This is a genomic window from Tateyamaria sp. LSS28 (assembly GCF_059611725.1).
In genome coordinates this window covers 403,921-429,034 of sequence record NZ_JCAPFI010000002.1, presented here as the reverse complement: position 1 = coordinate 429,034, position 25,114 = coordinate 403,921, and the positions used below count along the sequence as shown (strand labels likewise).

The following is a 25,114-nucleotide window of genomic DNA, read 5'->3' as shown; positions in this document are numbered from 1 at the left end:
GGTCTTTTCCCTTACGACCTTGGAAAGAATGACCCATGCGCACCGCGATGGCCAACCGACTGACGCCCTACATGTTCATGGCACCGGCCGTGATCATCATGGCAATCGCGCTGATGTACCCGCTGGGCTACATGGTCTGGGGCTCTTTCCGCGACTGGAATCCGAGCCAGACCATTGGCGAGGCCGAATTCGTGGGCCTTAAGAACTACATCTTCCTTTGGAACGACCCGAATTTTCACGAAAGCCTGGGCGTCACGCTGCGCTTTGCTTTTTTTGTCGTCACCATCGAGATGATCATCGGCGTGGGCCTCGCGCTGCTGCTCGACCGCGAGATCCGTGGCATCTCGATCCTGCGCACAATGTTCATCCTGCCGATGATGATCGCTCCCGTCGTGGTCGGCCTCATGTGGCGCTACATGTACCACCCAACGGTCGGCACGTTTAATCGCTTCCTCGACAGCATCGGCCTGCCGCGCGTGGACTGGCTGGGGGATTATGCGCTGACGTCAGTCATTATTGCCGATATCTGGCAATGGACGCCTTTCATCTTCATTCTCTCGCTTGCTGCTCTGCAATCGCTGCCGCGGTCTGCGCTGGAGGCGGCCCGGATCGACGGTGCTACCGCCTGGCAGCAGATCATCCACATCAAACTGCCGCTGATGATGCCTGTGCTGATCGTCACCGCACTTCTACGCCTGATCGACGCCTTCAAGGTGCTGGAAGTGATCCTTGTGATGACCGAAGGCGGTCCGGGCCTCAGCACCGAAATCCTGGCCTTGCGCATCAGCCGCACCGCCACAGAGTTCCGCGAACTTGGCGTCGCCGCCGCCATGTCCAACTACCTGCTGATCCTGCTGCTCTTGCTGACCGTCGGCATGTTCGCCTTCAACCGCTGGCAGGAAGCACGTGCCGCCCGCCTGAATGCGCTGGTCGAGGAGGAAAGCTGATGTCGACCCCCAATTCCCGCGCCAATCCGGCATTCTACGCTGTCATTGCCCTGCTGGTGTTCATGTCTGTCGGCCCCGTGATCCTTATGTTCATGAACTCGTTCAAGCTGGACGTGGATATCATCTCGGGCACCTCCGGCCTCATCTTCCTGCCCACGATCCAGAACTACGAAAAGGCGCTGTGTGATGTGCTCTGGTACGAGCCCGACCATATCGACTTCTGCTCGCTTAAATTCGGCAATGCCTTCATCAACTCCCTGATCATCGCCCTGATCTCAACTGCTCTGACGCTGGTGATCGGGTGCATGGCCGCTTACGCGCTGGTGCGGTTCCGGTTTATGGGGCGAGATACCGTGTCACTTTCCACCCTCATGGTGCGCATGGTGCCGCCCGCCGTGCTGCTCGTCCCCGTTTTCGGTTTGTGGAATAACGAGTTCTGTCTGGATCGCGATGGCCTGATCGGCGGCGCGATCCGAGACACGTTTGGTGGTCGGGGTGATGTCTGCCTTGCAGGCACGCACTCCGGTATCATCCTGATCTACGTGGCGATGAACCTGCCCTTTGTGATCTGGATCCTGCAAAGCTTTATCGTGCAGGTGCCGCGATCACTGGAAGAGGCCGCGCGCGTCGACGGGGCAGGGCCTTTTCAAGTGTTCTTCAAGGTGGTTCTGCCTCTGATCAAACCCGGCCTTGCCGCTGCCGCCATCTTCACCTTTCGTATCGCTTGGAACGAATACCTGCTCGCCTCTGCCCTGTCGGACCGCGACACACGCACCGTGCCAATTCTGATCGTGAACAACATGTCCGAGTTCAACGTGGAGTGGGGGGTCATCATGGCCACTGGCATGCTGCTGGCGATCCCGCCCATCATCTTCACGTTACTGGCCAGCCGCCAGATCATCACAGGCATGACCGCCGGGGCGGTCAAAGGCTGATGGACTGGCTCCTTGCCCCCATCGACCCAACCCGCGCGCATGAGGTGGGCTTCGCCATCTCGTGGCACGCCCGGTCGATGGTGCTGGCGTGGGGCATACTTGCGCCATTGGCAGTAATTATCGCCCGCTTCTTCAAGGTGATGCCGGGGCAGGATTGGCCACGTGAACTGGACAACCAGGTCTGGTGGCGCAGCCATTGGATGGGACAGTCTCTGGTGGTCGGTCTGTCGATCTTTGGTCTGGCGCTGGTGCTGCCAAGCGATCTTGCCACGATGAACCTGCACAATTGGCTCGGTTACGTCGTGCTGGTGGGCGCATTGTTGCAAGTCGTGCTGGGGCTGTGCCGGGGTTCCAAAGGCGGACCCACAGACGCACAGTTGCGCGGGCACCACTACGACATGACACCTTGGCGGCGCATGTTCGAAGCATTGCACAAGATGATTGGATATGCGGTCATCCTGCTGGCAATCCTAACAATCGCGTTGGGCTTGTGGAAAGCCAACGGACCGGTCTGGATGTGGCTGGTTTTGGCGATATGGTGGACGACACTGCTGGCCGTATTCGTGCTGATGCAAAAACGAGGGATGGCCGTGGACACATATCAGGCGATCTGGGGCACCGACCCCGACCATCCTGGCAATCAGGGGCCAGCCCCCGGCTGGGGGATGCGCCGACTGGGCGAAACAGAAGAAGGAAGAGACGATGTTCGGCGTCATCGAGGGGACCGGGTTCGAAGTCATTGAACCCGAATTTGCGGAATGCTTCGTGGGCCACGCGCGGGTCGAACGGCTCTGGACAGGCGCCCGCTGGTCCGAGGGGCCTGTGTGGTTTGCCGCTGGGCACTACCTGCTGTGGTCCGACATCCCAAACAACCGCATTTTGCGCTACGACGACACGGATGGGTCAGTCTCAACTTTTCGCCAGCCGTCCAACAACTCCAACGGCCACACGGTGGACCGGCAAGGGCGGTTGGTGTCCTGCGAACACCTCGCCCGCCGGGTCACGCGCACGGAACACGACGGCTCAATCACCGTCATTGCGGACAGCTACCAAGGTAAGCGATTGAACTCGCCCAACGATGTGGTGGTGAACTCCGACGGCTCGGTGTGGTTCACTGACCCCAGCTACGGCATCCTCATGGACTACGAAGGCGACCGCGCCGACAGCGAAATCGGTGCCTGTCACGTCTACCGCGTGGACCAATCGGGCGAGATCAGCATCGCGGCCGACGACTACGTCAAACCCAACGGCCTGGCCTTCTCCCCGGATGAGTCGGTGCTCTACATCGCCGACACCGGCGTCACCCACGATGCAGACGGCCCCAAGCACATCCGCTGCCACAGCGTGAACACCGACGGCACACTGTCCGGCGGCGAGGTGTTTGCCACGTGTACCGAAGGGCTGTTCGATGGCTTCCGCCTCGACACCCACGGTCGGATCTGGAGTTCAGCCGCCGACGGCGTGCACTGCATCAACGGCGACGGCGTGCTGATCGGCAAAGTGCACATCCCCGAACTGGTCGGGAACGTGTGTTTTGGGGGGGAGAAGCTGAACCGGCTCTTTATTGCCGGCACAACCTCGCTCTATTCGGTCTTCCTCAACGTGAACGGCGTCTCACCCGTTTAGGTGCTGATCCAGCCACGGGCCATGATGCGCACCGTCCTTGTCGATGCGCTCAAAGCTATGCGCGCCGAAATAGTCGCGCTGTGCTTGCAGCATGTTGGCGGTCGTCCGCGCGCTAGTCAGAGTGTCGAAGTAGTTCAGCGCGGCGGCCAGTGCAGGCACCGGTTGCCCCGCACCCATCGCCACGACGGCAACCTTACGCAGACCGGCCATATTCGTTTTCAGAATATCCGCAAAATACGGAGCAAGGGCGAGGTTCTGTTCTGGCGCATTTGTCAGCGCAGATGCCATGTCGTTCAACATGGCGGAACGAATGATGCATCCCTCGCGCCAGACCTCGGCAATCTCTGCCATGGGTAGGTCCCAACCATAATCCGCGCTGGCTTTGATCAACAATTCAAAGCCTTGGGCATAGCACAGCACCTTGCCTGCAATCAGCGCCTGTTCGAGATCCTCGAAACTCAACGCGCCATCCGACATCGCACCGCCGGTCGACCCAAACGCATCCGCGCCCGCCAAGCGTAAGTCCCGCGCGGCCGACAAATTGCGAGCAAAAACCGCCGCCTCGATCACCGGCACTGGCGCACCCAACATCTGGCTTTCAATTGCGGTCCAGCGCCCGGTTCCCTTTTGCCCCGCACGATCCAGAATTATGTCAAGCACCGGATTGCCAGTCTCAGGGTCTGTCGCGGCAGACACCTTGCCCGAAATCTCGATCAGATAGCTTTGCAGCAAGCCCTCATTCCACCGATCAAACACGGCACCACAGGCAGTTGCATCCATCCCCATACCATCCCGCATGACACCGTAAGCTTCGGCAATCAGCTGCATGTCGGCGTATTCGATCCCGTTGTGCACCGTTTTGACGAAATGCCCGGCACCACCTGTACCCATGTAGGTGGCACAGGGCTGGCCGTCGTATTTTGCCGAAATCGCTCGAAGGATATGAGCCACGCGATCCCACGCCGCCGATGTCCCACCACCCATTATCGACGGACCAAAACGCGCCCCTTCTGCCCCGCCTGACACTCCGATACCTAGAAACGGCACGCTGGCATCTTCAGCATCCTTTGCACGCCGCTCGGTATCGTGGAAGTTCGCATTGCCCGCATCGATGATCATGTCTTCGGCATCCAGCAGTGGACGCAGCTGTGCGATCTGCGCGTCCACCGCATCGCCCGCCGGAACCATCAGGATAATGTTGCGGGGGCTGGCCAGACCTTGCACAAAATCCTCAAGCTCTGCGTGGCCCGTAATATGCTTGGCCAGATCACCCGCCTTGTCCATGAACTCAGGGATCCGCTCCGACGTACGATTGTGAACCGCCACCAAAAACCCATTGTCGGCAATGTTCAGCGCCAACATAGCCCCCATTGTGCCCAACCCGATCACACCGATTTCTGCTGCAGACATGTGCTTTCCTCTTTTGTGTGGCACTGTTATGTTACCGATAACAAACACTATCGAAGGATGGAAGCCATGCATGTCGAAAACTCACTGGTGCTGACGCACGGCGCTGTCCTGACGATGCTGCAAGCTGCCGTTTCACGGGCGGAAGAAATGGGGCAACCACAGTGTATCGTGATTGTAGATGCCAGCGGGGTCGCTCTGGGTCAGATCAGGATGTCGGGAGCAAAATTCCTCAGCCTCAAAAGCGCCGAGACCAAGGCACGCACCGCAGCATCGATCCGCGCAGCCAGCGATGCGATCCCGGAACAAGTCGGCCTGTACATTGCAGCGGCCACTGACAATGCCGTCACACGACTTGGCGGAGGGTTGCCGATCTATATTGATGGAACATGCATTGGCGGTATTGGCGTTGGATCGGGCACACCTGAACAAGATAAAGACGTTGCGAGAGCAGCGCTTACCGCTATTGGTGCAAAAGTAGGGCTTTAAACATCAGATTTTATTAACATAACTATGATTATTGGTATATGTTTAAGTCGACATTCAGAGTTTTGCCCTAACGGTTTGGGTCGTTTCAGCTTGTCTCTCCCGTCACCAAAGCGGAACCGACATCAATTCTGATCGGTGCGTCGATCTCGTCATTGAAAATCCCATGCAACAAAGACACGACCTGTCGCCCAATGTCCTCGGCCTGCACGTCCACGGTCGTAATCCGCGGGTTCGACACTTTGGCAACCTCAAAATGGCCAAACCCTGTGATTGCCAGATCATCTGGCACGCTCAGGCCCAGACGTTGCACGGCACTCAAACAACCAAATGCAACAGGGTCCGACACACAGACCAACGCGTCATATTGCGCCACATCGCGACCCATCGCTTCGATTGCCGCAGCGCCGTGACGCATAGAGACCGGTGCGGGACCGGCATCGATCATCGCAACCGCGGGCAGTCCGCGGGCGCGAGCAGCCTCGATCGCACCAGCCCGACGCACGGCCCCGCGCATATCCGCGCCCTCTGACGCGCCAACAAAGGCCAACTTGCGCCGCCCCGTTTGCGCCAGATGCTCCACGATGTGATCCATGGCATCGCTGTTCGAAAATCCAACCACATGGCCCAATGGGTCGGTCGGTAAATCCCACATTTCAATCACCGGCAGGCCCCGGCCCTGCACCAGTTTGCGGGTTTCATCGGTGTGATGACCGCCCGTCAGCACCAGCGCCTCGGGGTTGCGGGTGAGCAATTGGCGCACCAACTCTTCCTCGCGTTCAACCCGATAGTTCGTGCTGCCCAGAAGCAGTTGCAATCCGGACTCGCCCAACCCGTTTGTAAGCGCCCGGAACGTCTCGGCAAAATTAGCATTGTTCACCGACGGCAGCGTAACGGCGACAAACCCGCTTTTCTGGGTGCGAAAGGCCTGCGCCGTGCTGTCATAGACATACCCCAATTGGGCTGCAACTTCCCGCACACGAGCGCGCGTCTTGGCGTTCACAGTGCGGTCGTCGCGCAGGGCGCGGCTGACGGTCATGGGCGACATTCCCACCGCCTGCGCCACGTCCCGCATGGTGACACGCGCACCCATGGCTTACGCCCGAAATTCGTTTAGCTGGGTGACGTGGTGGTGAATGCGTCCATCAAAATGTTCTGCCACAATCTCTCCGGTCACATCCCGCGATTGTGCGCGGAACGGACTTTCCAACGCCCCCTCCATCGCGGCAGCATCGGGATAGGTAATGGCGAGGATCAACGGAAACTCTGGCGCGCCCTCGTCCCGGTCGTCGCTAAACATCACCCGCACATCCGTATTGCCGGGAAACTGCTTCCACAAGGGCACCAACCGCTCCAGCACGGCAGCGCGAAAGGCATCGGTCTGACCAGGCTTCACCGATCCTTCGAACAGGGCAAACCGCGTGATCATACTTCTATCTCCTCTTTTGCGCCTTGGAAGAATTCCATGAGCGCTGCCTGATCTTCTCCGCCCAGCCCAGCAGCGGTCAGCATCCGGTGAATTTCGGCACATAGGGCAGTCATGGGCATCGAAGTACCGGTTTGCCGTGCCAGATCGTTCACCATGTTCAAATCCTTGACCATGTTGTCGATGCGGCCCGTACGGCGGTAATCCTTGGTGGCGTACCGGGGCAGATACTCCTGCAACAGAGCTGAATCTGCCCGCCCACCCTTCAGCGCCTGCGGGATCTTTTCGGCATCCACACCAGCATCCAGCGCCAGTTGCGTGGCCTCTGCCACGGCCATAAAGCCCAAACCACATAGCACCTGGTTGATCAGTTTCGTGGTCTGCCCGGCGCCGGACGGGCCCATATGGGTGTAGTTCGCCGCCACATGCTTCAGCGCCACATATGCACGCTCCACATCCTTGGTCTCTCCCCCCGCCATTAGGGTCAATTCCCCGATGAGCGCCTTGGGTGCGCCACCAGACAATGGGCTGTCGACCCAGGCCAGATCACGTTCTGCAGCCATCTTTGCAAACTTACGCGTCGCATCCGGTTCGATCGAGGACATATCGATAATGACAGTGCCCGGCTTCGCCCCGTCTGCAATCCCGTTTTTGCCAAAGGCGGCAAGGCCCACGATGCGCGAAGCGTTTAGGCTGGTGATCACGAAGTTCACGTCGCGCGCTGCCTCGGCGGCAGAGGCAGCCGCAACCGCCCCCTTCTCCACCAGTGCGTCTACCCGTTCCTTATCCAGATCGAAGACATGCAGGGAATTTCCGGTCTCCAGCAACCTTGTTCCAATGGCGCCGCCCATGGCGCCCGCCCCGATCAAGGCAATCTTCTCACTCATATCATCGTCCCCCTCACGTAATCCTCGGACTGTGCGACCACCTGTTCAAAAGGAAGGGCGATATCGATCTCTCCCCCCCACTCATCGCGATCCAGCCGTTCCAACGTCGCGAACTGACTATCGAGTAGGGACGCAGGCATGAAATGTCCGGGCCGATGGGCGACCCGCTGGGCCAGCACATCGCGTGGCGCGTCTAGATGCAGGAAGTGCACCGGCTCGTCGACATGCGCCCGAATCCAGTCACGATACTTCTTTTTCAGCGCTGAACAGCCAATGGCGATGGCGCCTTCGTGCCTCGCCAGCATTCGGCCCACATCGGCCAACCAGGGCGCGCGATCGTCATCATCCAGAGGCACACCTTTCGCCATCTTGTCGATATTTTCTTGCGGATGAAGATCATCACCATCAACGAACTCCATATCGCATAGCACCTGCAAAGCCGTGCCAACCGACGACTTGCCGCAGCCCGACACTCCCATCAGAACGTAGCACCGCATTAGAGCGACGCCGTAATGCCGCCGTCCACGAACAACGTGTGACCGTTGACGAAACTTGATGCGGGCGAGGACAGGAAGACAGCCGCGCCCACCAGTTCTTCAACCTGACCCCAGCGGCCCGCCGGGGTACGCTTTTCAAGCCACGCCGAAAACTCAGGGTCAGCCACGAGGGCCGCGTTCAACGGCGTGTCAAAGTACCCGGGCGCGATGGCATTGCACTGTAAGCCATGCTTGGCCCAGTCCGTTGCCATCCCTTTGGTCAGGTTAGCAACTGCCCCCTTCGTCGCGGTGTAGGGGGCAATGCCCGGGCGTGCGAGTGCCGTCTGCACGGATGCGATATTGATGATCTTACCTGCCCCGCGCCCGATCATGTGGCGCGCCACGGCTTGGCCCACATGGAACACGCTCGCGATATTGGTCTGCAGCAGCCGCTCGAACGCGTCAGCGGGAAAGTTCTCCAACTCCGTCCGGTGTTGCATTCCTGCGTTGTTTATCAGGATGTCGATGGGGCCTTTGTCGGCCTCGAACCCGTCTACGGCAGCGCGCACTGCGTCATGGTCCGTCGCATCGAAGGCCAGTTGATGCACTGTGCCACCCAGGACTTCCGCCGCTGCCCCCAGCTTGCCTTTATCGCGTCCGTTCAACACGATCTCGGCACCCGCCTCCGCCAGCCCTTTGGCCAAAGCAAAGCCGATGCCTTGCGATGATCCGGTAATCAGGGCCCGGCGGCCCGTAAGCGAGAAAAGGTCAGACATGCGACACTCCGAATGTGAGGGGCGGGATTGACGGCCGCCAATTGTTATCGATAACATGATACCGATAACATCGCGTGTCAACGAGGAATCGCAATGCCAAAACCCATCGTCCTTCAAGTCGGCCCTTACCCGGACTGGGACCAAGACCCGCTCGACGCAGCCTTTGACGTCAAACGCCTGTTCGAGGCATCAGACGCCCCTGCGTTCCTTGCCACACATGGCCCACATGTACGGGCCATCGCCACGCGGGGCGAGCTGGGCGCCGATGCCGACATGATTTCCGCTTGCCCCGCGCTCGAACTGATCTCAGTCTACGGGGTGGGCTATGACGCCGTTGATCTAAGCGCCTGCAAACCACGCAACATCCGCGTAACCAACACCCCGGACGTGCTGACCGAGGATGTGGCGGACCTCGGCGTCGCCATGATGCTGTGCCAATCCCGGGGTGTGGTCGGGGCAGAGACATGGGTGCGCGATGGCTCTTGGGCCAACAAGGGGCTCTACCCGCTAAAACGCCGCGTCTTCGGGCGCAAGGCGGGCATCTTGGGACTTGGCCGCATCGGGTTCGAGGTGGGCAAGCGACTGGCGGGCTTTGGCATGGACATCGCCTATTCCGATATCGCGGCCAAGGACTACGCGCCAGACTGGACCTTCATCAATGATCCGTTGACGCTAGCACAGCACGCCGACTTCCTCTTTGTCACCCTCGCCGCCTCAGCCAAAACACGTCATATCGTGAACAAAGACATCATCGAAGCGGTCGGCCCCGACGGCATGATAATCAACATCTCCCGCGCTTCCAACATCGACGAGGATGCGCTGATCGAAGCTCTACACTCCGGTGCGCTTGGCTCCGCAGCGCTCGACGTTTTTGAAAAGGAACCGGCGCTCGACCCCCGCTTTCTGGACCTCGACAATGTGCTGGTGCAGCCACACCACGCCTCAGGTACAATCGAGACACGCAAGGCCATGGGCCAGCTTCTGCGCGACAACCTGACTGCCCATTTCGCAGGCGACGCCCTGCTGACCCCCGTTCTGTGAAAGGTCACACAATGAAAGTCATCGTTGCCCACGCGGCCAAGGACCTGCGGGTCGAAACCCGCGACATGCCAATCCCCGGCCCAGGCCAGGTGCTGGTCAAGATGGCCGCGGGCGGCATCTGCGGCTCGGACCTGCACTACTACAACCACGGTGGCTTCGGTCCGATCCAACTGCGGGAACCGATGATCCTCGGGCACGAAGTCGCGGGACATATCGAGGCTGTAGGCGACAACGTCACAGACCTGGATACAGGCACGCTTGTCGCCGTGTCCCCTTCCCGCCCCTGCGGCGCCTGCAAATACTGCGCTGAGGGCAGCCAGAATCATTGCCTCAACATGCGGTTCTACGGCTCTGCCATGCCTTTCCCCCACATCCAGGGCGCGTTCCGCGAATACATCGTGGCCGAGGCCACCCAATGCGCCCCGGCAGGCGAGCTGAGCGCAGGCGAGGCGGCAATGGCCGAACCTTTGTCGGTCGTCCTGCACGCCGCCAAACAGGCAGGCGACCTGATGGGCAAACGGGTGCTTGTCACCGGCTGCGGCCCCATCGGCCTTCTAGCGGTTCTGGTCGCGCGGGCGGCAGGCGCGGTCGAAATCGCAGCCACCGACATCTCCGACTTCACATTATCAAAGGCGCGCGATGTGGGCGCCGATCACACTGTAAACGTAGCCCAAACCCCCGACGGGCTTAGCCAATTCGAAGCAGACAAAGGCCATTTCGACGTGCTCTTCGAATGCTCCGGCGTGGCTTCTGCCCTCGCCTCGGCGGTCACGGCAATGAGCCCCGGCGCAACCATCATGCAACTCGGGCTCGGCGGCGACATGACCCTGCCGATGCAGGCGATGACAGCCAAAGAGCTGCAGCTCAAAGGGTCCTTCCGCTTCCATGCGGAGTTCTTCACAGCCGTCGAAATGATGCGCACCGGACGGCTTGATGTGACCCCGCTCATCACCCATGCCATCGACATCGACGCAGCGGTCGACGCCTTCGAACTGGCCGGTGACCGGTCGCAAGCGGTCAAGGTCAACATCACGTTCTGATGACCGGCGGCGGTGCAATATGCATCGCCGCTTGTCCTCGCCTTTAAAGTCTACTATTTTTATCGGAAATCACCGAACGCAGCCAAGCCGCCCGGCCCAGCCATCCCCCTGCCCTTTTCAAGCATCAGGATCTGGCCGCGTGTCTGCAACTCAATTCTCCGCCGAAACGATCCGCGCCCGGCGCGCGGACAACCCTGACACCCGCGACCGGGACTTTGCCGACAGCCTCGGCATCAGCGAAGGCATGCTGGTCGCCGCCTATTGCAGCCGTGGCGTCACCCGCATCGACCCGCATCCTGACACGGTGATGGACGCGGCGCAAAAGCTGGGCGAGGTCATGGCCCTCACCCGTAACGCCTCCTGCGTGCACGAGAAAATCGGGACCTACGACAACTATCACCCCGGCCACCACGCCGCGATGATCCTGACCGAAGACATCGACCTGCGCATTTTCCCCAGCCACTGGCAACATGCTTTTCTGGTCGAACGGGGCAGCGACGCAGGCACGCGGCGCAGCCTCCAGGTGTTCGATGCTGCAGGCGACGCGGTGCACAAGATCATCCTGCGCGACGGCTCGAACCACTCAGCCTTTGCCGATCTGGTCAAGACACTGGCCTCCGACAACCAGTCGCCCGAAGCCACGTTTGCCGAACGCCAAGCTCCCGAAGCGCCCAAGATCGCTGAGGACAGGATCGACATTCTGCGCAAGGAATGGCAGCGGTTGACAGACACGCACCAATTCCTGCGGCTGGTATCGAAGCTCAAGATGAACCGGCTGGGCGCCTACCGTGCGGCGGGGGCACCTTTTGCCCGGTCGCTCGATCCATCCGCTGTCGACACGCTGCTGACCGACCTGCAACGCACGGAAACCGAGATTATGCTCTTTGTCGGCAATCGCGGCTGCATCCAGATCCACACCGGCGCGCTACACAGTCTCAAACCCATGGGGCCGTGGCAGAATGTGATGGACCCGCGCTTCAACCTTCACCTGCGCCGTGATCACGTGGCCGAGGTTTGGGCCGTAGACAAACCCACCCAACGCGGCACCGCCACATCGGTTGAAGTATTCGATGCCGACGGCGCGCTTATCTTTCAGATCTTCGGCGTGCCCAAGGAAGGCCGTGATAGCCGCCCGGCCTTCCGCGCCATTGTCGCGGAATTGGAGGGAGTGACTGCGTGATGGACCGCCGCGACTTCATCGCCCTGTCGCTGGCCTTCGCCGCGGCACAGCCCACCCACGCTCTTGCCGCCAGCTATGCGCAAGACGTCATCGCCATCGGCGGCGACGTGACCGAGATCATTTATGCACTTGGTCAGGGGCACCGGCTGCTCGCGCGCGACGCCACCTCGACCTACCCGGCAGAGGCGCAGGCGCTGCCGGATGTAGGCTACATGCGTAACTTGTCCGCCGAAGGTGTCTTGTCCTTCGCCCCCTCCCTCATCGTCTCGGCCGAAGGCGCTGGCCCGCCCGAGGTGATCGACATTCTTCGGTCCGCGGCAGTGAATTTCGCCGAAGTGCCGGAAGGCTATGATGCCGGCGCAATCGTGGAAAAGATCAACGCGGTTGGCGCTGCCCTCGATGTGCAAGAACTGGCCCAGACCCTCGCGGCCGAAACCCGTGTCGCGCTTTACGCGGCTCAGGATCGCGCGACACGCCTGAACGCGGAGAAGAAGAGGGTGCTGTTCATCCTATCGACCCAAGGGGGTCGGATCATGGCCTCCGGCACAGGCACCAGGGCGGACGGGATCATCCGAATGGCGGGGGCAACCAATGCCGTGTCCGAATTCGAAGGCTACAAACCCCTGTCGGACGAAGCGGTCAGTGCCGCTGCCCCCGACGCAATCCTGATGATGGACCGCAGTGGCGATCACGCCTCGACCGACGAAGAGCTGTTTGCGCTGCCTGCCCTGTTGGCAACACCCGCAGCGCAAAAACGTGATGTAGTGCGCATGGATGGGCTGTTCCTGCTGGGATTCGGCCCACGCACGGCGGATGCGGTCACTGCGCTGCACCGCGCCCTGTATCCGATCTAGCGCCCTTGGCACTGGCTGATCATATGCCGAAAAGCCGTGTGTCGCGGGCGCGGCACATGCATGTCTGGTTGGCGGTTGCCCTTGTGGTTGTCGGCCTTTTCAGCCTGACGATTGGCGCGACGGATGTGTCGCTGGGCCCGGCACTGCAAAAGGTGGTGACGGGGCAAGCCCTGACACGGACCGAGGCTATCGTGCTTTGGGACATTCGCGCCCCGCGGCTGGCGCTTGGTGTTTTGGTTGGGGCTGCGCTGGCCACGGGCGGCACGGTGATGCAGGGGCTTTTTCGCAATCCTCTCGCGGACCCCGGACTGGTGGGCGTCAGCGCGGGTGCGGGTCTGGGGGCGATCTCTGCCATTGTTCTGGTTGGGTTTGCACCTGCATGGCTTGTGCGGAATGTTGGGGATCACCTGGTCCCGGTTGCTGCCTTTCTGGGCGGATGGGGCAGCACGCTCTTGCTCTATCGGGTGTCGACGCGGCGCGGGCGCACGTCTGTGGCAACGATGTTACTTGCGGGCATCGCCTTTGGCGCCTTGGCCGGGGCCTTGTCAGGCATCCTCGTTTACATTTCTGACGACCGGCAGCTGCGGGATCTGACGTTCTGGGGGTTGGGATCGCTTGGTGGCGCCAGCTGGGCCAAGGCACTGGCCGCTGGGCCGATCATCGTGATCTCAGTTCTGGCAGCCTGCGCCTTGGGGCGCGGCCTGAACGGGCTCGCACTCGGTGAAGCAACGGCAGCGCATATCGGACTGAACGTGCAGCGGGTCAAGAATATGGCAATCCTGACAGTGGCAGCCGCCACCGGTGCCGCCGTCGCTGTATCTGGCGGGATCGGGTTCATCGGAATTGTTGTACCCCACCTGCTGAGACTGGCCACAGGCCCCGACCACCGCCCGCTCCTGATCAACGCGGCCTTGCTGGGCGCGTTGCTGCTGGTGCTGGCGGACGTGATCGCGCGGGTCATCATCGCACCTGCCGAACTGCCCATTGGCATTGTCACGGCAGTATTGGGTGCGCCAGTCTTTCTCTGGATCCTGTTGCGACAGCGCGGGATGGTGGACCTGTGACGCTTACGGTGCGCAACCTCGCAGTGCATTATGGACGCAAGACCGTCATCGACGGGCTGTACGCTGACGCGCTGCCAGGTGCACTGACAGCCATCGTCGGGCCAAACGGGTCCGGCAAATCGACCCTGATCAAGGCAATGTGCGGCGACCTGCCCTATGACGGCACCATCACGCTGAACGGCATCGATGTGTTCCGTGCACAGCCCTGGGAACTGGCCGCCGTGCGGGGGGTGTTGCCCCAGACCTCAACCCTTGCCTTTCCCTTTCACGCCATCGAGGTGGTCAAGATCGGCCTGACCTCAGGCACGGAAGCAGATCACGAAGGGCGGGCGAGCGCCGCGCTGGCGCGGGTGGGCCTCGCCGGTTACGCTAACCGCTACTATCAGGAACTGTCAGGCGGCGAACAGCAACGGGTGCAACTGGCCCGCGTACTGGCGCAGGTGTGGGCGCCCGCTACTGCAAGTGGCCCGAACTGGCTCATGCTGGATGAGCCGGTCTCCAGCCTCGATATCGCGCATCAATTGCAAGTGATGCGGATCGCCCAGAACTTCGCGCGCGCAGGTGGCGGTGTCGTGGCCGTGATGCACGATCTGAATCTGACGGGCCTGTTCGCCGATCAGGTCCTTGTCATGGCCGAAGGCCAGGTGCTGGCCGCAGGCCGCCCTGCCGACGTGATGACAGACGGGGTGCTGTCGCGCGCCTATGGATGTGATTTGCGGGTCAATACGGCGCCGCAAGGCATGGCCCCATTCGTGTTGCCGCACAGCATCGATGCATCTGGCAATGCAGGTTTCGCAGAGTAAGGAGACGCGCCATGAAGCTCAGCACAAAGGGACGATACGCGCTGGTCGCTCTGGTCGACATCGCCTTTCACCAAGATGCCGGACTGGTGTCGATGAACGACATCAGCCGGCGGCAAGACATCTCTTTGCCATATCTCGAACAACTCTTTGCAAAGCTTAGGCGGCACGGGCTTGTCATCTCGGTACGCGGCCCCGCCGGTGGATACAAGCTGGCCCGCTCACCCCATGACATCCGCATCGATGCTGTACTGGCCGCCGTGGACGAATCGGTAAATGCCCTGCGTAAGGGTGCCGGGGCCAAGGGCGGCGCGTCAGGCACGCAGGCTCAGTCTCTGTCCAACCGCCTCTGGGAAGGGCTCAGTGCGCATGTCTATGTGTTCCTGCACCGCACAACGCTGGCGGATGCGATTGACAATGAACTGGTGCCCTGCCCGGCCATCCCCGCCCTGTTCGAAGTCGAAGACGCCTGAGATCACACCCGGATCGTGTCGCGCGTCGTTGCACCCACACAATCGGCAAAGCCGCGCGCGGCAGCAATCACGCGGTCGGTCGCATGGCCCTCGCACAAAAGCATAGCTGATGAGGCCAACATGGATACACGGTGCGCCCGCGCATGCTGCATCAGTTGCAGCAAGTGCCGTTCGTCTTCAGTGACAATGCTGGCACATCCTTCGCATCGGGGATTGGAAAAGCGAAAGGTCGACCGACGCGACGTGCGCATTTCGTGTACGACCGCCAAGGCCCTGCGCATCTTTTCCGCGCTGTCGGGGCCGGGAAAGAAATAGTCCGCCCCAAGCATGGCCGTCACCCATGCGCCGCCAAGCGGTTCAGAAAAGGACACACAGAAATACCGCGCGGCGGACAGAAATCCGTACTCGACCGCATCCGCACCTAACGCTTCTAAGGACGTGTCGCCCATAGACATACGGTGGCAACAATTGTGTGGTCGATCAGCCATGATACCCATCCTTGGCGGGTCGGCCGTCACGGTCAGCGACAGTTGCGGACCCGCGTTCAGGCAAGACCCGATGGCAATAGGCATCCATCGGATGCGTTCGCATTCGCAGCAGATCAGGCTTTACTCCGTCCGCAAACTTGGCTGCAAAATCCAGCAGCCGCAGTATCCCCGGTAGATCTCGTGACATCGCCAAAGCCCCCATTCACAACAGAATTCCCGGGCATACGATTGATTTCGCGGCTTGGTTACAGAAAGATGATAGAAAAACTCAGGATTCGGCAAGCCATTTCCGACAATTTTGCTCGGAAAGGGTTGCTTTCCGCCGGGGCTGCTGTAATTGACTGTTTCTGTAAGATTAAGATCTGTGGAAACAGGGAGTATTTCCATGACTGCAAAAACCTATTTTGTGACTCTTGCTGCTGCGGCCATCACCGCCACAAGCGCTGCGGCCGAAGGCGAACTGAATCTGTATTCATCGCGCCACTACGACACCGATGAACGCCTGTATTCGGAATTCACCGAAGCCACCGGCATCACCATCAACCGCATCGAAGGCAAGGCCGACGAGCTCATCGAACGGATGAAAGCCGAAGGGGCCAACTCGCCCGCAGACATCCTACTGACCGTCGACACTTCGCGCCTTGAGCGTGCCAAGGACGCAGGCGTATTGCAGTCGATCGAAAGCGAAACGCTCGAAGCCCGCATTCCCGCCAACCTGCAGGACGGCGACAACCAGTGGTTTGGCTTCAGCCAGCGCGCTCGGATCATCTTTTATGACAAGAATGACGTGGCAAACCCGCCCGCGACCTATGTAGACCTCGCCGACCCTGCCTATAAAGGCCAAGTGTGTCACCGCTCGTCCTCGAACGTCTATTCCCAAACACTGCTGTCCGCTGTGATCCAGAACCACGGTGAAGAGGCCGCCAAAGGCTGGGCGCAGGGTGTGGTCGACAACTTTGCCCGCTCACCTCAGGGCGGTGATACCGACCAGCTGCGCGGTCTGGTGTCTGGCGAGTGCGACATCTCGATCTCGAACACCTACTACTTCGCCCGCGCCATCCGTAAAGACGTCGATGGTCTGCCTGCCGATGCCCGCGCCAATATCGGCTGGGTCTTCCCCGCGCAGAATGCCGAAGGCGCGCACATGAACCTGTCAGGTGGCGGCGTAGCGGCAAACGCTCCGAACAAGGAAAACGCAATTGCGTTCATGGAGTATCTGGCCAGCGATCAGGCGCAGCAATACTTCTCGGCTGGCAACGATGAATACCCTGCCGTACCTGGCGTCGGCCTCAGCCCATCGGTGGCTGCGCTTGGGCTGTTCCGCCCCGATGGCGTGGACCTGACCGAGGTGGCCAAGAACGTGCCGACAGCTCAGAAGATCTTTAACGAGGTGGGCTGGGAGTAATTCCGCTCAAACGATGAAGAATTAGGAAGGCGCGGTCTTTTACCGCGCCTTTTCTTTTCCTACTGGAATTGTCAGGATTGACGTACCCGACAAAAACAATCAACATATCTGCAATGAGTCTCAGCCACCCTATTCGGGCAGCCCGGACGCCGCTGGCCCAACAGGAGGTGAGACATGGTGAGACGACACGTAAGCAAACGCGAAAAAGCCCGCAGGTGCTGTGAAAAGCCGTGCTGCCAGGAACTGCTGCAGGGTGCCCTTGGTGGGCTCTACGGCGATGATCAATGTCTTGAGCGCATGCTTGATCATCTGGAGCGGGCATCATGAATGCGATGACGCAGGTCCCGAACACAACAACAGCGCCCGACCCGCAGCAGATCGATACCTATGACGCTCGTGATCTGATCAAGGACGGTGTGCAGGCGTCCATCGTGCTGGATGGACAGGTTTACTATCTGCGCATCACCCGCGCAGGCAAATTGATCCTCACAAAATGAGCAGCGCACATCACGCCCGTGGAGGTGCGGCCGTCGCCGCTCTCAACCGCATGGACGAATGGGAAGCCAACCTTGTCCTGAATTTGCGCCTGTGGTGCGAAGGGCCTGCCGGCAAATCGCAGGCGCGCCAGGATTATAGTAATGTGTTCCCCGCGCCCGAAGCAGATCGCGCATGGCAAACCTTTGAAGGTCTGCTGAACAAGATCATCTGCACCGCTTCCCGACCGCTTGTCCGGCACGAGGTGGGGTGCAACTGCGTTGGTTCGGACGAATGCGTTTTCGTAAACCTTGTCCGCACGGCATCCGACGGACATCTGAACGACGCAGCGCTGATTGCAACGCTGCTGTCGGGTCCGGCCCACGCTGAACACATCGCCCTTATGGCGGGCGAAGTCGGCACCACGATCCGACGCATCCACAGACCAGTACCACCCGCAGCCAAACCCAACGAGGTGCGCCTGCACTAACCCGTCAGAAAACAAAATAAGGGAAAGCCACCTATGAAACTGACAATGACCACGGCACTCGGGACAGTGCTATTGGCAGCCGCCCCCGCACTCGCGGACAAGGCCGCCGTTTTAGATAATTATGCTGATATTGCGCTTGCCAAATACTCCGACAGCCTGACCACGGCTCAAACATTGCTGGCAGCGGTGAACGACCTGACGGAAAACCCTTCGGCCGAAGCCCTGCAAGCGGCGAAAGAGGCATGGCTGGCGTCTCGCGTGCCCTACCAGCAAACAGAGGTCTACCGCTTTGGCAACGCCATCGTCGATGATTGGGAAGGCAAGGTAAACGCCTGGCCGCTGGACGAAGGGTTGATCGACTATGTGGACGCCTCCTATGGCGGGGCCACGGATGAAAACGAATATGCTGTGCTGAATGTCGTGGCGAACCCGACCTTCACACTGTCGGGTGAAACCGTTGATGCCTCGGCCATCACGCCCGAACTGCTCGAAGGTGCGCTGCACGAGGCGGATGGCGTCGAATCGAACGTCGCGACCGGCTATCACGCCATCGAATTTCTGCTGTGGGGTCAGGATCTGAACGGACACGACGCAGGTGCAGGCAATCGCCCCTGGACTGACTACGCCGCGGGTGATGCCTGCACAGGCGGAAACTGCGATCGCCGCGCCGACTATCTGACAGCAGCAACGGAGCTACTGGTGTCCGATCTGGAATGGATGGTCGCGCAATGGCAGGACGGCGGGGACGCCCGTGCCCAACTGACCGCAGACGAAAACGCAGGGATCAGCACCATCCTGACCGGTATGGGCTCGCTCAGCTACGGTGAACAGGCCGGCGAACGGATGCGGCTTGGTGTGCTGTTGAATGACCCCGAGGAAGAGCACGACTGCTTCTCGGACAACACGCATAACAGTCACTTCTACGACGCGCTTGGCATCCGCAACGTCTATCTGGGCAGCTATACGTCCATCGACGGCACCATCGTGTCGGGCGAAAGCCTGTCGTCGCTCGTCGCTGCGACTGACGCGGGTGTCGACACTGAACTGCGCGCCAAGCTGGATGCAACGATGCTGGAAATGTCAGAAATGAAAACGGCCGCCGAAGCCGGGTTTGCCTATGACATGATGCTGGAACGCGGCAATGACGCGGGCGAGGCGCTGATCATGGGAGCAGTTGAAGCGCTAGTGGATCAAACCCGGTCTATCGAACGGGCCGTGGTAGCCCTTGGCGTTGACACGATCGAGTTCGAAGGCTCGGACAGCCTCGACAACCCCGACGCTGTGTTCCAGTAACGGTTCCCCATGCGTGGCAACGGGGTTCCCCTAAACCCCGCCGCGCACATCGCCATCCTCCGGGTGGCCCCCTCGCGCGCACCGGATGTTTCCGCGTTTCCGGTGCGCGCGTTGCAAATCCAGACCTGAATACCCAGCTCAGCTCAGCAACAGCGAGGTTTCCGAATGGCTAAGACCCCAAGCCCCTGCATCGACGTCTGCAAGTTCAAACGCGAAGGTCATTGTATCGGCTGTTCCATGACCAAGACGCAGAAATCGATGTTCAAGCAGTTGAAGAAGGACAAGCACCGCGCAGCCTTTGTCGAGATGGTGGTGACCCAGCAAAAAATGCTTGGCCAGTACAAGCACTGGGTGCCGCAATACCTGCGCAAATGCCTCAAAAAGAAAGCAAAACCCGTTCAGGCGGTGCGCGACGCGGCCTGACATCCTGACACAAGGACCGCGCGATGCTCCGCCTTCCTGCCACCTGTCTCCTTCTCTCTACCCCTGCCGTTGCCGACTACAGTCTGGCCATCACGGACACCGGCAAACGGGACTATTACTGTACGATCACCGTGGCCCTGACCAATGACAGTGATGCGCATCTGACTGAAATCAACGCGTTCTTCCTGAACTATATCGGCGACAAACAGGTGGGGCGGTCCAAGGGCGCTTCCTTTTTCAATGTCGCGCCCGGCGCTTCAGTGTCAGCGGTTTTCGAAACGCCCAACGCGCCTTGCACCGAGGTCGAGCGTTACGACATGATCATCGGCGCCTGCCGCCTTGGTTCGTCTTTCGAAGATAAAAGCGTATGTGTGGACCAAATGGCACTCACCCCACCCTTCGGGGCGGCCGCACCCCTTGAGTGATAAGAAAAAAGCCGCCCCAGCGGAACGGCTTCAAAAATTACTGCTTGCTCACATCACGCCAGATGGGACCGCAGGAACCATGCGAACTTTTCGTGCTCCTGACCGCGCGCAATGCACAAGTCTTCGGTCAGTGTGTCGCCATGCTCGGCTGCCAACTCGCCACAGCCCGCCAGTGTTGCAGCTAGGGTCTCCTGCGCTTCCTGCATGATCTTGATCATCTCTTTGTCGGTCGCATGGCCCTCATGCTCTTTAACCTTGGACCGCGCCAACATGCCCGCAAGCGTACCCTCGGCAAACGCATCGATCGCGCGGATACGTTCGGCCAGATCGTCCTGCGCAACAAAATGATCTTCGTAAATCTTCTGAAACAGGTCGTGCAGCGGGCCAAAGGCCATGCCCTTTACATTCCAATGGAAATTCTGCGCCAGCATCGTCGTCACTGCGGTTTCCGCAACGGACTGGTTCAACGCTTCGGCAATGGCAGCGCGTGCATCAGTAGACAGCGCAACAGCTGTTTGGGTCATCCCTACAATCCTCTTTATTTTGACGCTGGCTTGCACGGTGCTGGCTGGCTTGCCCAGTATTAGTTAGGCACCCAGATCAGATAGGCAAGTGGTTTTTAGAACAATTCTAACTCAGAGAAAAATACTCTGAAATACGGCCCACCAGAAAACGGACCAAACGACGGTGTTCCGGCAGCACGCGCGACCTCAGTAGAAAGCCGACGCTTGCCTCATCCCGACGCACCACAGCCTGACCGAGCTGTATCAGCCACGTCTCATCAAAAGACATCTCAAGCGTGCCGGGCGTATGCAATCGCGCGGGTTTTCCAAGGGCTTGGCTCAAACATCGCATCAACGCCTCGGCATGGGCTTCTTGCGAGGCCGTGCGGGTCACATGCAACAAGGCGCAGGCTTCAAACAAGTCGGCGCGCGGTTTGGACCGGCATGACATCGACACGAAACGCAAGTGATTGATAAAGGCAAACGCCTCGGCTGATACTGGCCGAATGGGCCGCGGTTCAGCCACCATATCCAATCGCAAGGGCACCATGTCGCAGGTCTCTCCAAGGGTGCGAAGCAGGAATCACCTCGCCAATACAAATTCCTGAGTATATTTATAAGCTATGAGTAAGATCACAAGCATATTCCCGACCATACTTGTCGGACTTTTGACATTTCCTGCCGGTGCAGTGGCCGAACTCACAGACTTACACCTGCCTGTGATTCCAAGAACAGCGGCCGAGGCCGAGCGTATCTCGGCTGTCACGCAACCCACCACCGATTTCACAAAAGCCGAACAATTCGAAAACAATCCGGCCGGGGCCGCGACTGTACGCGTCAGCGACACACGCAACGCATTCAGTCAGCCATCGGGCAATATCAGCTTTGAAAAAGAGCTGGATTTCAAGGTCGGCAACGGCCTGTTCAAAAAGCTGTGGGTGTCGTCGCCCTCGTCCACACTTGCATCCGACGGGCTAGGGCCACTCTTCAACGCGCGGTCGTGCCAGCGCTGCCACCTGAAAGACGGGCGGGGTCATCCACCTGCGGGGCCAGACGACAACGCAACATCAATGCTCGTGCGCGTGTCAATCCCCGGCGGCGCATCCCCCGAGGACATTGCAGACTACATCGCCACCCAGCCCGACCCGAACTACGGCGGCCAGATTCAGGATTTCTCGGTCGCAGGGGTCGATGCCGAGGCAAAGCTGCAAATCACCTATACCGAAGAGGTCATTGCGCTCTCGGGCGGTGAAACCGCTTCCCTCCGACACCCTACCTATGACCTGACCAACCTCGGCTACGGCCCGCTGCACCCAGATGTGATGCTGAGCCCGCGCGTGGCGCCGCAAATGATCGGGCTGGGCCTGCTCGACGCGATCCCCGCGGCAGATATCCTCGCAATGGCCGATCCCGATGATGCGGATGGTGATGGCATCTCGGGCAAGGCCCAAATCGTCATGTCCAGCGCATACAATGTGCCGATGTTGGGGCGGTTCGGCCTCAAGGCGGGCAAGCCCTCTGTCTGGGAACAATCGGCAGGCGCTTTTTCCGGTGACATCGGTATCTCAACCACATTGCACCCCGCAGGTTACGGCGACTGTACCGAAGCGCAGACCAAATGCCGCACGGCACCCAACGGCAATACAGCGGCGCACGACAATGCCGAGATCGGCGATGTGGGGCTTGAACTGGTGTCGTTCTATTCCTCGAACCTTGGCGTGCCCGCGCGGCGCGACATCGATGATCCGCAGGTGCTACGAGGCAAGCAGGTATTCTATGAAACCGGCTGCATCTCCTGCCACACACCCAAGCACGTCACGCACCGGCTCGACGGTCAACCCGAACAAAGCTTTCAGCTGATCTGGCCCTATACCGATCTGCTTCTGCACGACATGGGCCCCGGTCTGGCCGACAACCGGCCCGAGGCGCGCGCGAATGGCCAGGAATGGCGCACACCGCCGCTTTGGGGTGTCGGCTTGACGGAAACCGTGTCCGGCCACACGTTGTTCCTACACGACGGGCGCGCCCGCAACCTGCTTGAAGCGGTCCTCTGGCACGGGGGCGAGGCCAGACCACACAAACAAACGGTCATCGACATGCCACCACCCGACCGCGACGCCTTGATCCGTTTCCTTGAAAGCCTCTGACATGCGCTTTGCCCTGATCCTCCCCTTCCTCACCCTACCCGCTTTTGCCGACGTGCAGACGACATTGGATGATCACATCCTGCCCGGCTACACGCGCCTTGCGGACGAAACGGCAAAACTCGCCGAGGCGGCACAGGCCGATTGCACCCCCGACGCGCTGCAACCGGCGTTTCACGCCGCGTATGACGCGTGGATCAGCATCAGCCACATCCATTTCGGGCCGTTGGAAGATCAGGCACTTACACTCACCATGTCATTTTGGCCCGACCCCAAGAACAGCACCGGCAAAGCGCTCGCACGTTTGACCACTGCTGCTGATCCCATCGTCGATCAACCAGAAGCGTTTGGCGATGTTTCTGCGGCGGCTCAGGGCTTCACGGCCCTCGAACGGATGCTCTACGATCCGCAGCCCGATGCGGATTACGCGTGCCGTCTGACACAGGCCATCGCCACGGGTCTGGCGCAGAAGTCCGACAGCCTAAACGCTGCCTGGCCCGCCTTCGCCGACCAGATGCTGAGCGCAGGCACCGGCGGTAACGCCCGCTTTCAAAGCGATATGGAGGCGCAACGCGCCCTCTACACGGCCCTGTCCACCGGTCTTGAATTCCTGCATGATCAGCGCCTTGGTCGCCCCCTTGGAACGTTCGACCGCCCTCGGCCCAGCCGAGCCGAAGCGCGGCGCTCGGAACGGTCCCTCCGCCATATCGAATTACAGCTTGCAGCCCTGGAACGGCTCGCCGCAGCGATGACCAACGCCGATCTTGGCGCGACAAGCGCTGCCTTTGCCGAAGCGCGGGCACGGGCCGACGCCCTGGAAGACCCGGCTCTGCAAGGCGTCGCCGACGCCGAGCAACGCTTCAAGGTCGAGGTGCTGCAACAGGCCCTGCGGGCCGTACAGGTCGCCGTGATTGACGAAATCGGCACACCCCTCGGCATCACCGCCGGGTTCAACGCGCTCGACGGAGACTGATGCCCTCGCGTCGCGCCTTCCTTGCCGGGCTGACCTCGGCCTCGCTCACGCCCACGCTCGGATGGGCAGATGTGGGCAACCCGATCGCACTCAGCGCCGCGATGGATTGCGAGGGGCGCTACCTGCTTATTGGGCTGACGGCCGCTGGCGACATCGCCTTTCGCATCCCCCTGCCCGCCCGTGGCCATGCGGCTGCCGCCCATCCCCACATAGCCGAAGCCGTTGCTATCGCCCGCCGCCCCGGCACCTTTGCCAAGGTGATCGACTGCAGCACCGGTGACGTCACCCAAACCCTGCGCGCACCGACAGGGCGGCACTTCTACGGGCACGGCGCCTTCTCCGGCGACGGCACCCTGCTCTTCACCCCGGAAAACGACATCGCGACGGGCCAGGGACGCATCGGCGTCTGGGACCGCAGCGCATGCTACAGACGGCTCGATGATTTCACATCAGCCGGAATCGGACCGCACGAGATCCTACGCCTGCCAAACGGCACGCTCGCCGTCGCCAACGGGGGCATCCGCACCCATCCCGCAACAGGACGAGACAAGCTCAACCTCGATACCATGCGACCCAACCTCGCGCTGTTTGACACGAGCGGACGGATGACGGATTTCGCTGAAGTGCCAGAGGCCCGTCACCACAACTCCCTCCGCCATATCGCGGCAGCTCCCGACGGAACTGTCGTCTGTGGCTTCCAATGGCAGGGCGATCCGTTCGACACACCCCCTCTGGTGGCGCTCTACACCGGCAACGGCACATTGAAGCCAACGGATATGGACGAAACAACGCTCTACCAGTTGGACGGATATATCGGCAGCGTTAGCGCCTTCGGAACAGGGCACTACGCAGCGTCCTCACCCCGCGGCGGTCTGGCTTTTCAATTCGACCAAACAGGTCAGCAGGTTGGCACGTACCGGATGCACGACGTCTGCGGGCTGTGTGCCGCACCGGACGACACCTGCCTTGTGACGGACGGCACCGGCCAGGTCCACACATTGACGCGTGACACGCTCACACACCGCACGACACACACGCTCGCCTTCGACAACCACCTGACCGCCATCTGAAAGGGCCG

General features: G+C 60.5%; 32 protein-coding genes. 21 read left to right on the top strand and 11 right to left on the bottom strand.

Going from position 1 to position 25,114, the window contains the following annotated elements:
* Nucleotides 1-98 precede the first annotated feature (98 nt).
* The 4 genes from AC53L6_RS06725 to AC53L6_RS06710 are packed head-to-tail and all read left to right on the top strand — an operon-like array spanning nucleotide 99 to nucleotide 3,508.
* Nucleotides 99-947, top strand: coding sequence for a carbohydrate ABC transporter permease (locus AC53L6_RS06725; protein WP_496907545.1), 849 nt, complete (start codon nucleotides 99-101; stop codon nucleotides 945-947).
* Nucleotides 947-1,882: a carbohydrate ABC transporter permease gene (locus AC53L6_RS06720; protein ID WP_299706538.1), complete on the top strand. Its 936-nt coding sequence runs from the start codon at nucleotides 947-949 to the stop codon at nucleotides 1,880-1,882. The genes AC53L6_RS06725 and AC53L6_RS06720 overlap by 1 nt, the downstream gene beginning before the upstream one ends.
* The gene (locus AC53L6_RS06715; protein ID WP_299605424.1) at nucleotides 1,882-2,625 is read left to right on the top strand and encodes a cytochrome b561 domain-containing protein; all 744 of its coding nucleotides are present in this window, start codon (nucleotides 1,882-1,884) and stop codon (nucleotides 2,623-2,625) included. The genes AC53L6_RS06720 and AC53L6_RS06715 overlap by 1 nt, the downstream gene beginning before the upstream one ends.
* Entirely contained in the window at nucleotides 2,585-3,508 is a 924-nt protein-coding gene (locus AC53L6_RS06710) for an SMP-30/gluconolactonase/LRE family protein (protein ID WP_496907272.1), read from the top strand. Before AC53L6_RS06715 ends, AC53L6_RS06710 begins: the two co-directional genes overlap by 41 nt.
* On the opposite strand, the gene gnd is transcribed toward AC53L6_RS06710, so the two are convergent.
* Nucleotides 3,497-4,918, bottom strand: a complete 1,422-nt coding sequence (gene gnd, locus AC53L6_RS06705) for an NADP-dependent phosphogluconate dehydrogenase (RefSeq protein ID WP_496907271.1) — start codon at nucleotides 4,916-4,918, stop codon at nucleotides 3,497-3,499. The genes AC53L6_RS06710 and gnd overlap by 12 nt on opposite strands.
* Before the next feature lie 66 nt (nucleotides 4,919-4,984).
* Between gnd and AC53L6_RS06700 the strand changes: the two genes are divergently transcribed.
* Nucleotides 4,985-5,404, top strand: coding sequence for a GlcG/HbpS family heme-binding protein (locus AC53L6_RS06700; RefSeq protein WP_496907270.1), 420 nt, complete (start codon nucleotides 4,985-4,987; stop codon nucleotides 5,402-5,404).
* Between the two features lie 85 nt (nucleotides 5,405-5,489).
* Here the strand turns inward: AC53L6_RS06700 and AC53L6_RS06695 are convergent, their stop codons facing one another.
* From AC53L6_RS06695 to AC53L6_RS06675, 5 genes are read right to left on the bottom strand one after another with little or no spacing between them, the layout of a single operon-like run.
* Nucleotides 5,490-6,494, bottom strand: a complete 1,005-nt coding sequence (locus AC53L6_RS06695; protein WP_299706530.1) for a LacI family DNA-binding transcriptional regulator — start codon at nucleotides 6,492-6,494, stop codon at nucleotides 5,490-5,492.
* 3 nt (nucleotides 6,495-6,497) lie between these two features.
* Nucleotides 6,498-6,830 carry an NIPSNAP family protein gene (locus AC53L6_RS06690; protein ID WP_472726037.1) on the bottom strand — a complete coding sequence of 111 codons (333 nt, stop codon included), beginning with the start codon at nucleotides 6,828-6,830 and terminating at the stop codon, nucleotides 6,498-6,500.
* A complete protein-coding gene (locus AC53L6_RS06685; protein ID WP_496907269.1) occupies nucleotides 6,827-7,714 on the bottom strand; it encodes an NAD(P)-dependent oxidoreductase in 888 nt (295 codons plus the stop codon). The genes AC53L6_RS06690 and AC53L6_RS06685 overlap by 4 nt, the downstream gene beginning before the upstream one ends.
* Complete coding sequence (locus tag AC53L6_RS06680) at nucleotides 7,711-8,211, bottom strand: gluconokinase (protein ID WP_299206153.1); 501 nt, start codon at nucleotides 8,209-8,211, stop codon at nucleotides 7,711-7,713. The genes AC53L6_RS06685 and AC53L6_RS06680 overlap by 4 nt, the downstream gene beginning before the upstream one ends.
* Complete coding sequence (locus AC53L6_RS06675) at nucleotides 8,211-8,966, bottom strand: SDR family oxidoreductase (protein WP_496907268.1); 756 nt, start codon at nucleotides 8,964-8,966, stop codon at nucleotides 8,211-8,213. The genes AC53L6_RS06680 and AC53L6_RS06675 overlap by 1 nt, the downstream gene beginning before the upstream one ends.
* 93 nt (nucleotides 8,967-9,059) lie before the next feature.
* Here AC53L6_RS06675 and AC53L6_RS06670 point away from each other — a divergent pair, with 93 nt between their 5' ends.
* The 7 genes from AC53L6_RS06670 (at nucleotide 9,060) to AC53L6_RS06640 (ending at nucleotide 15,418) form a co-directional block, all read left to right on the top strand.
* On the top strand, nucleotides 9,060-10,007 hold the full coding sequence (locus AC53L6_RS06670) for a 2-hydroxyacid dehydrogenase (protein WP_299546382.1): 948 nt from the start codon (nucleotides 9,060-9,062) through the stop codon (nucleotides 10,005-10,007).
* 11 nt (nucleotides 10,008-10,018) lie between these two features.
* The gene (locus AC53L6_RS06665) at nucleotides 10,019-11,047 is read left to right on the top strand and encodes an L-idonate 5-dehydrogenase (RefSeq protein WP_496907267.1); all 1,029 of its coding nucleotides are present in this window, start codon (nucleotides 10,019-10,021) and stop codon (nucleotides 11,045-11,047) included.
* Nucleotides 11,048-11,186: 139 nt separating this feature from the next.
* Complete coding sequence (locus tag AC53L6_RS06660) at nucleotides 11,187-12,227, top strand: hemin-degrading factor (RefSeq protein ID WP_496907266.1); 1,041 nt, start codon at nucleotides 11,187-11,189, stop codon at nucleotides 12,225-12,227.
* Nucleotides 12,227-13,081 (top strand): heme/hemin ABC transporter substrate-binding protein, encoded by an 855-nt coding sequence (locus tag AC53L6_RS06655; protein ID WP_496907544.1) that lies wholly within the window; start codon nucleotides 12,227-12,229, stop codon nucleotides 13,079-13,081. Before AC53L6_RS06660 ends, AC53L6_RS06655 begins: the two co-directional genes overlap by 1 nt.
* Nucleotides 13,082-13,104: 23 nt before the next feature.
* Entirely contained in the window at nucleotides 13,105-14,145 is a 1,041-nt protein-coding gene (locus AC53L6_RS06650) for a FecCD family ABC transporter permease (protein ID WP_496907265.1), read from the top strand.
* Nucleotides 14,142-14,948 carry a heme ABC transporter ATP-binding protein gene (locus AC53L6_RS06645; RefSeq protein WP_496907264.1) on the top strand — a complete coding sequence of 269 codons (807 nt, stop codon included), beginning with the start codon at nucleotides 14,142-14,144 and terminating at the stop codon, nucleotides 14,946-14,948. Before AC53L6_RS06650 ends, AC53L6_RS06645 begins: the two co-directional genes overlap by 4 nt.
* Before the next feature lie 11 nt (nucleotides 14,949-14,959).
* Nucleotides 14,960-15,418, top strand: coding sequence for an Rrf2 family transcriptional regulator (locus AC53L6_RS06640; protein ID WP_496907263.1), 459 nt, complete (start codon nucleotides 14,960-14,962; stop codon nucleotides 15,416-15,418).
* Between the two features lie 2 nt (nucleotides 15,419-15,420).
* On the opposite strand, the gene AC53L6_RS06635 is transcribed toward AC53L6_RS06640, so the two are convergent.
* Together AC53L6_RS06635 and AC53L6_RS06630 are read right to left on the bottom strand one after the other, a co-directional pair.
* The gene (locus AC53L6_RS06635; RefSeq protein ID WP_496907262.1) at nucleotides 15,421-15,906 is read right to left on the bottom strand and encodes a hypothetical protein; all 486 of its coding nucleotides are present in this window, start codon (nucleotides 15,904-15,906) and stop codon (nucleotides 15,421-15,423) included.
* Entirely contained in the window at nucleotides 15,899-16,093 is a 195-nt protein-coding gene (locus tag AC53L6_RS06630) for a hypothetical protein (RefSeq protein WP_496907261.1), read from the bottom strand. The genes AC53L6_RS06635 and AC53L6_RS06630 overlap by 8 nt, the downstream gene beginning before the upstream one ends.
* Nucleotides 16,094-16,291: 198 nt before the next feature.
* On the opposite strand from AC53L6_RS06630, the gene AC53L6_RS06625 reads away from it, so the two are divergent.
* Nucleotides 16,292-17,311, top strand: a complete 1,020-nt coding sequence (locus tag AC53L6_RS06625) for a Fe(3+) ABC transporter substrate-binding protein (protein ID WP_299206130.1) — start codon at nucleotides 16,292-16,294, stop codon at nucleotides 17,309-17,311.
* A gap of 129 nt (nucleotides 17,312-17,440) precedes the next feature.
* Here the strand turns inward: AC53L6_RS06625 and AC53L6_RS06620 are convergent, their stop codons facing one another.
* Nucleotides 17,441-17,620 (bottom strand): hypothetical protein, encoded by a 180-nt coding sequence (locus AC53L6_RS06620; RefSeq protein WP_299206128.1) that lies wholly within the window; start codon nucleotides 17,618-17,620, stop codon nucleotides 17,441-17,443.
* A 14-nt stretch (nucleotides 17,621-17,634) separates the two neighbouring features.
* Here AC53L6_RS06620 and hemP point away from each other — a divergent pair, with 14 nt between their 5' ends.
* The 5 genes from hemP (at nucleotide 17,635) to AC53L6_RS06595 (ending at nucleotide 20,416) form a co-directional block, all read left to right on the top strand.
* On the top strand, nucleotides 17,635-17,808 hold the full coding sequence (gene hemP, locus AC53L6_RS06615) for a hemin uptake protein HemP (RefSeq protein WP_299206126.1): 174 nt from the start codon (nucleotides 17,635-17,637) through the stop codon (nucleotides 17,806-17,808).
* Complete coding sequence (locus AC53L6_RS06610) at nucleotides 17,805-18,275, top strand: hypothetical protein (protein ID WP_299605381.1); 471 nt, start codon at nucleotides 17,805-17,807, stop codon at nucleotides 18,273-18,275. Before hemP ends, AC53L6_RS06610 begins: the two co-directional genes overlap by 4 nt.
* A gap of 33 nt (nucleotides 18,276-18,308) precedes the next feature.
* Nucleotides 18,309-19,568, top strand: coding sequence for an imelysin family protein (locus tag AC53L6_RS06605; protein ID WP_496907260.1), 1,260 nt, complete (start codon nucleotides 18,309-18,311; stop codon nucleotides 19,566-19,568).
* A 165-nt stretch (nucleotides 19,569-19,733) separates the two neighbouring features.
* Entirely contained in the window at nucleotides 19,734-19,991 is a 258-nt protein-coding gene (locus tag AC53L6_RS06600) for a DUF1289 domain-containing protein (RefSeq protein WP_299206120.1), read from the top strand.
* A 23-nt stretch (nucleotides 19,992-20,014) separates the two neighbouring features.
* On the top strand, nucleotides 20,015-20,416 hold the full coding sequence (locus tag AC53L6_RS06595; protein WP_496907259.1) for a hypothetical protein: 402 nt from the start codon (nucleotides 20,015-20,017) through the stop codon (nucleotides 20,414-20,416).
* 53 nt (nucleotides 20,417-20,469) lie between these two features.
* Here the strand turns inward: AC53L6_RS06595 and AC53L6_RS06590 are convergent, their stop codons facing one another.
* The gene (locus AC53L6_RS06590; RefSeq protein ID WP_299706495.1) at nucleotides 20,470-20,940 is read right to left on the bottom strand and encodes a Dps family protein; all 471 of its coding nucleotides are present in this window, start codon (nucleotides 20,938-20,940) and stop codon (nucleotides 20,470-20,472) included.
* Nucleotides 20,941-21,046: 106 nt separating this feature from the next.
* A complete protein-coding gene (locus AC53L6_RS06585; protein ID WP_496907258.1) occupies nucleotides 21,047-21,448 on the bottom strand; it encodes a hypothetical protein in 402 nt (133 codons plus the stop codon).
* A 94-nt stretch (nucleotides 21,449-21,542) separates the two neighbouring features.
* Between AC53L6_RS06585 and AC53L6_RS06580 the strand changes: the two genes are divergently transcribed.
* Genes AC53L6_RS06580 through AC53L6_RS06570 form a run of 3 tightly spaced genes read left to right on the top strand, consistent with a single transcriptional unit; the run spans nucleotide 21,543 to nucleotide 25,106 of the window.
* Nucleotides 21,543-23,066, top strand: a complete 1,524-nt coding sequence (locus AC53L6_RS06580; RefSeq protein WP_496907257.1) for a di-heme oxidoreductase family protein — start codon at nucleotides 21,543-21,545, stop codon at nucleotides 23,064-23,066.
* Nucleotide 23,067: 1 nt separating this feature from the next.
* Nucleotides 23,068-24,036, top strand: a complete 969-nt coding sequence (locus AC53L6_RS06575; protein ID WP_496907256.1) for an imelysin family protein — start codon at nucleotides 23,068-23,070, stop codon at nucleotides 24,034-24,036.
* The gene (locus AC53L6_RS06570; RefSeq protein ID WP_496907255.1) at nucleotides 24,036-25,106 is read left to right on the top strand and encodes a DUF1513 domain-containing protein; all 1,071 of its coding nucleotides are present in this window, start codon (nucleotides 24,036-24,038) and stop codon (nucleotides 25,104-25,106) included. Before AC53L6_RS06575 ends, AC53L6_RS06570 begins: the two co-directional genes overlap by 1 nt.
* Nucleotides 25,107-25,114: the final 8 nt, after the last annotated feature.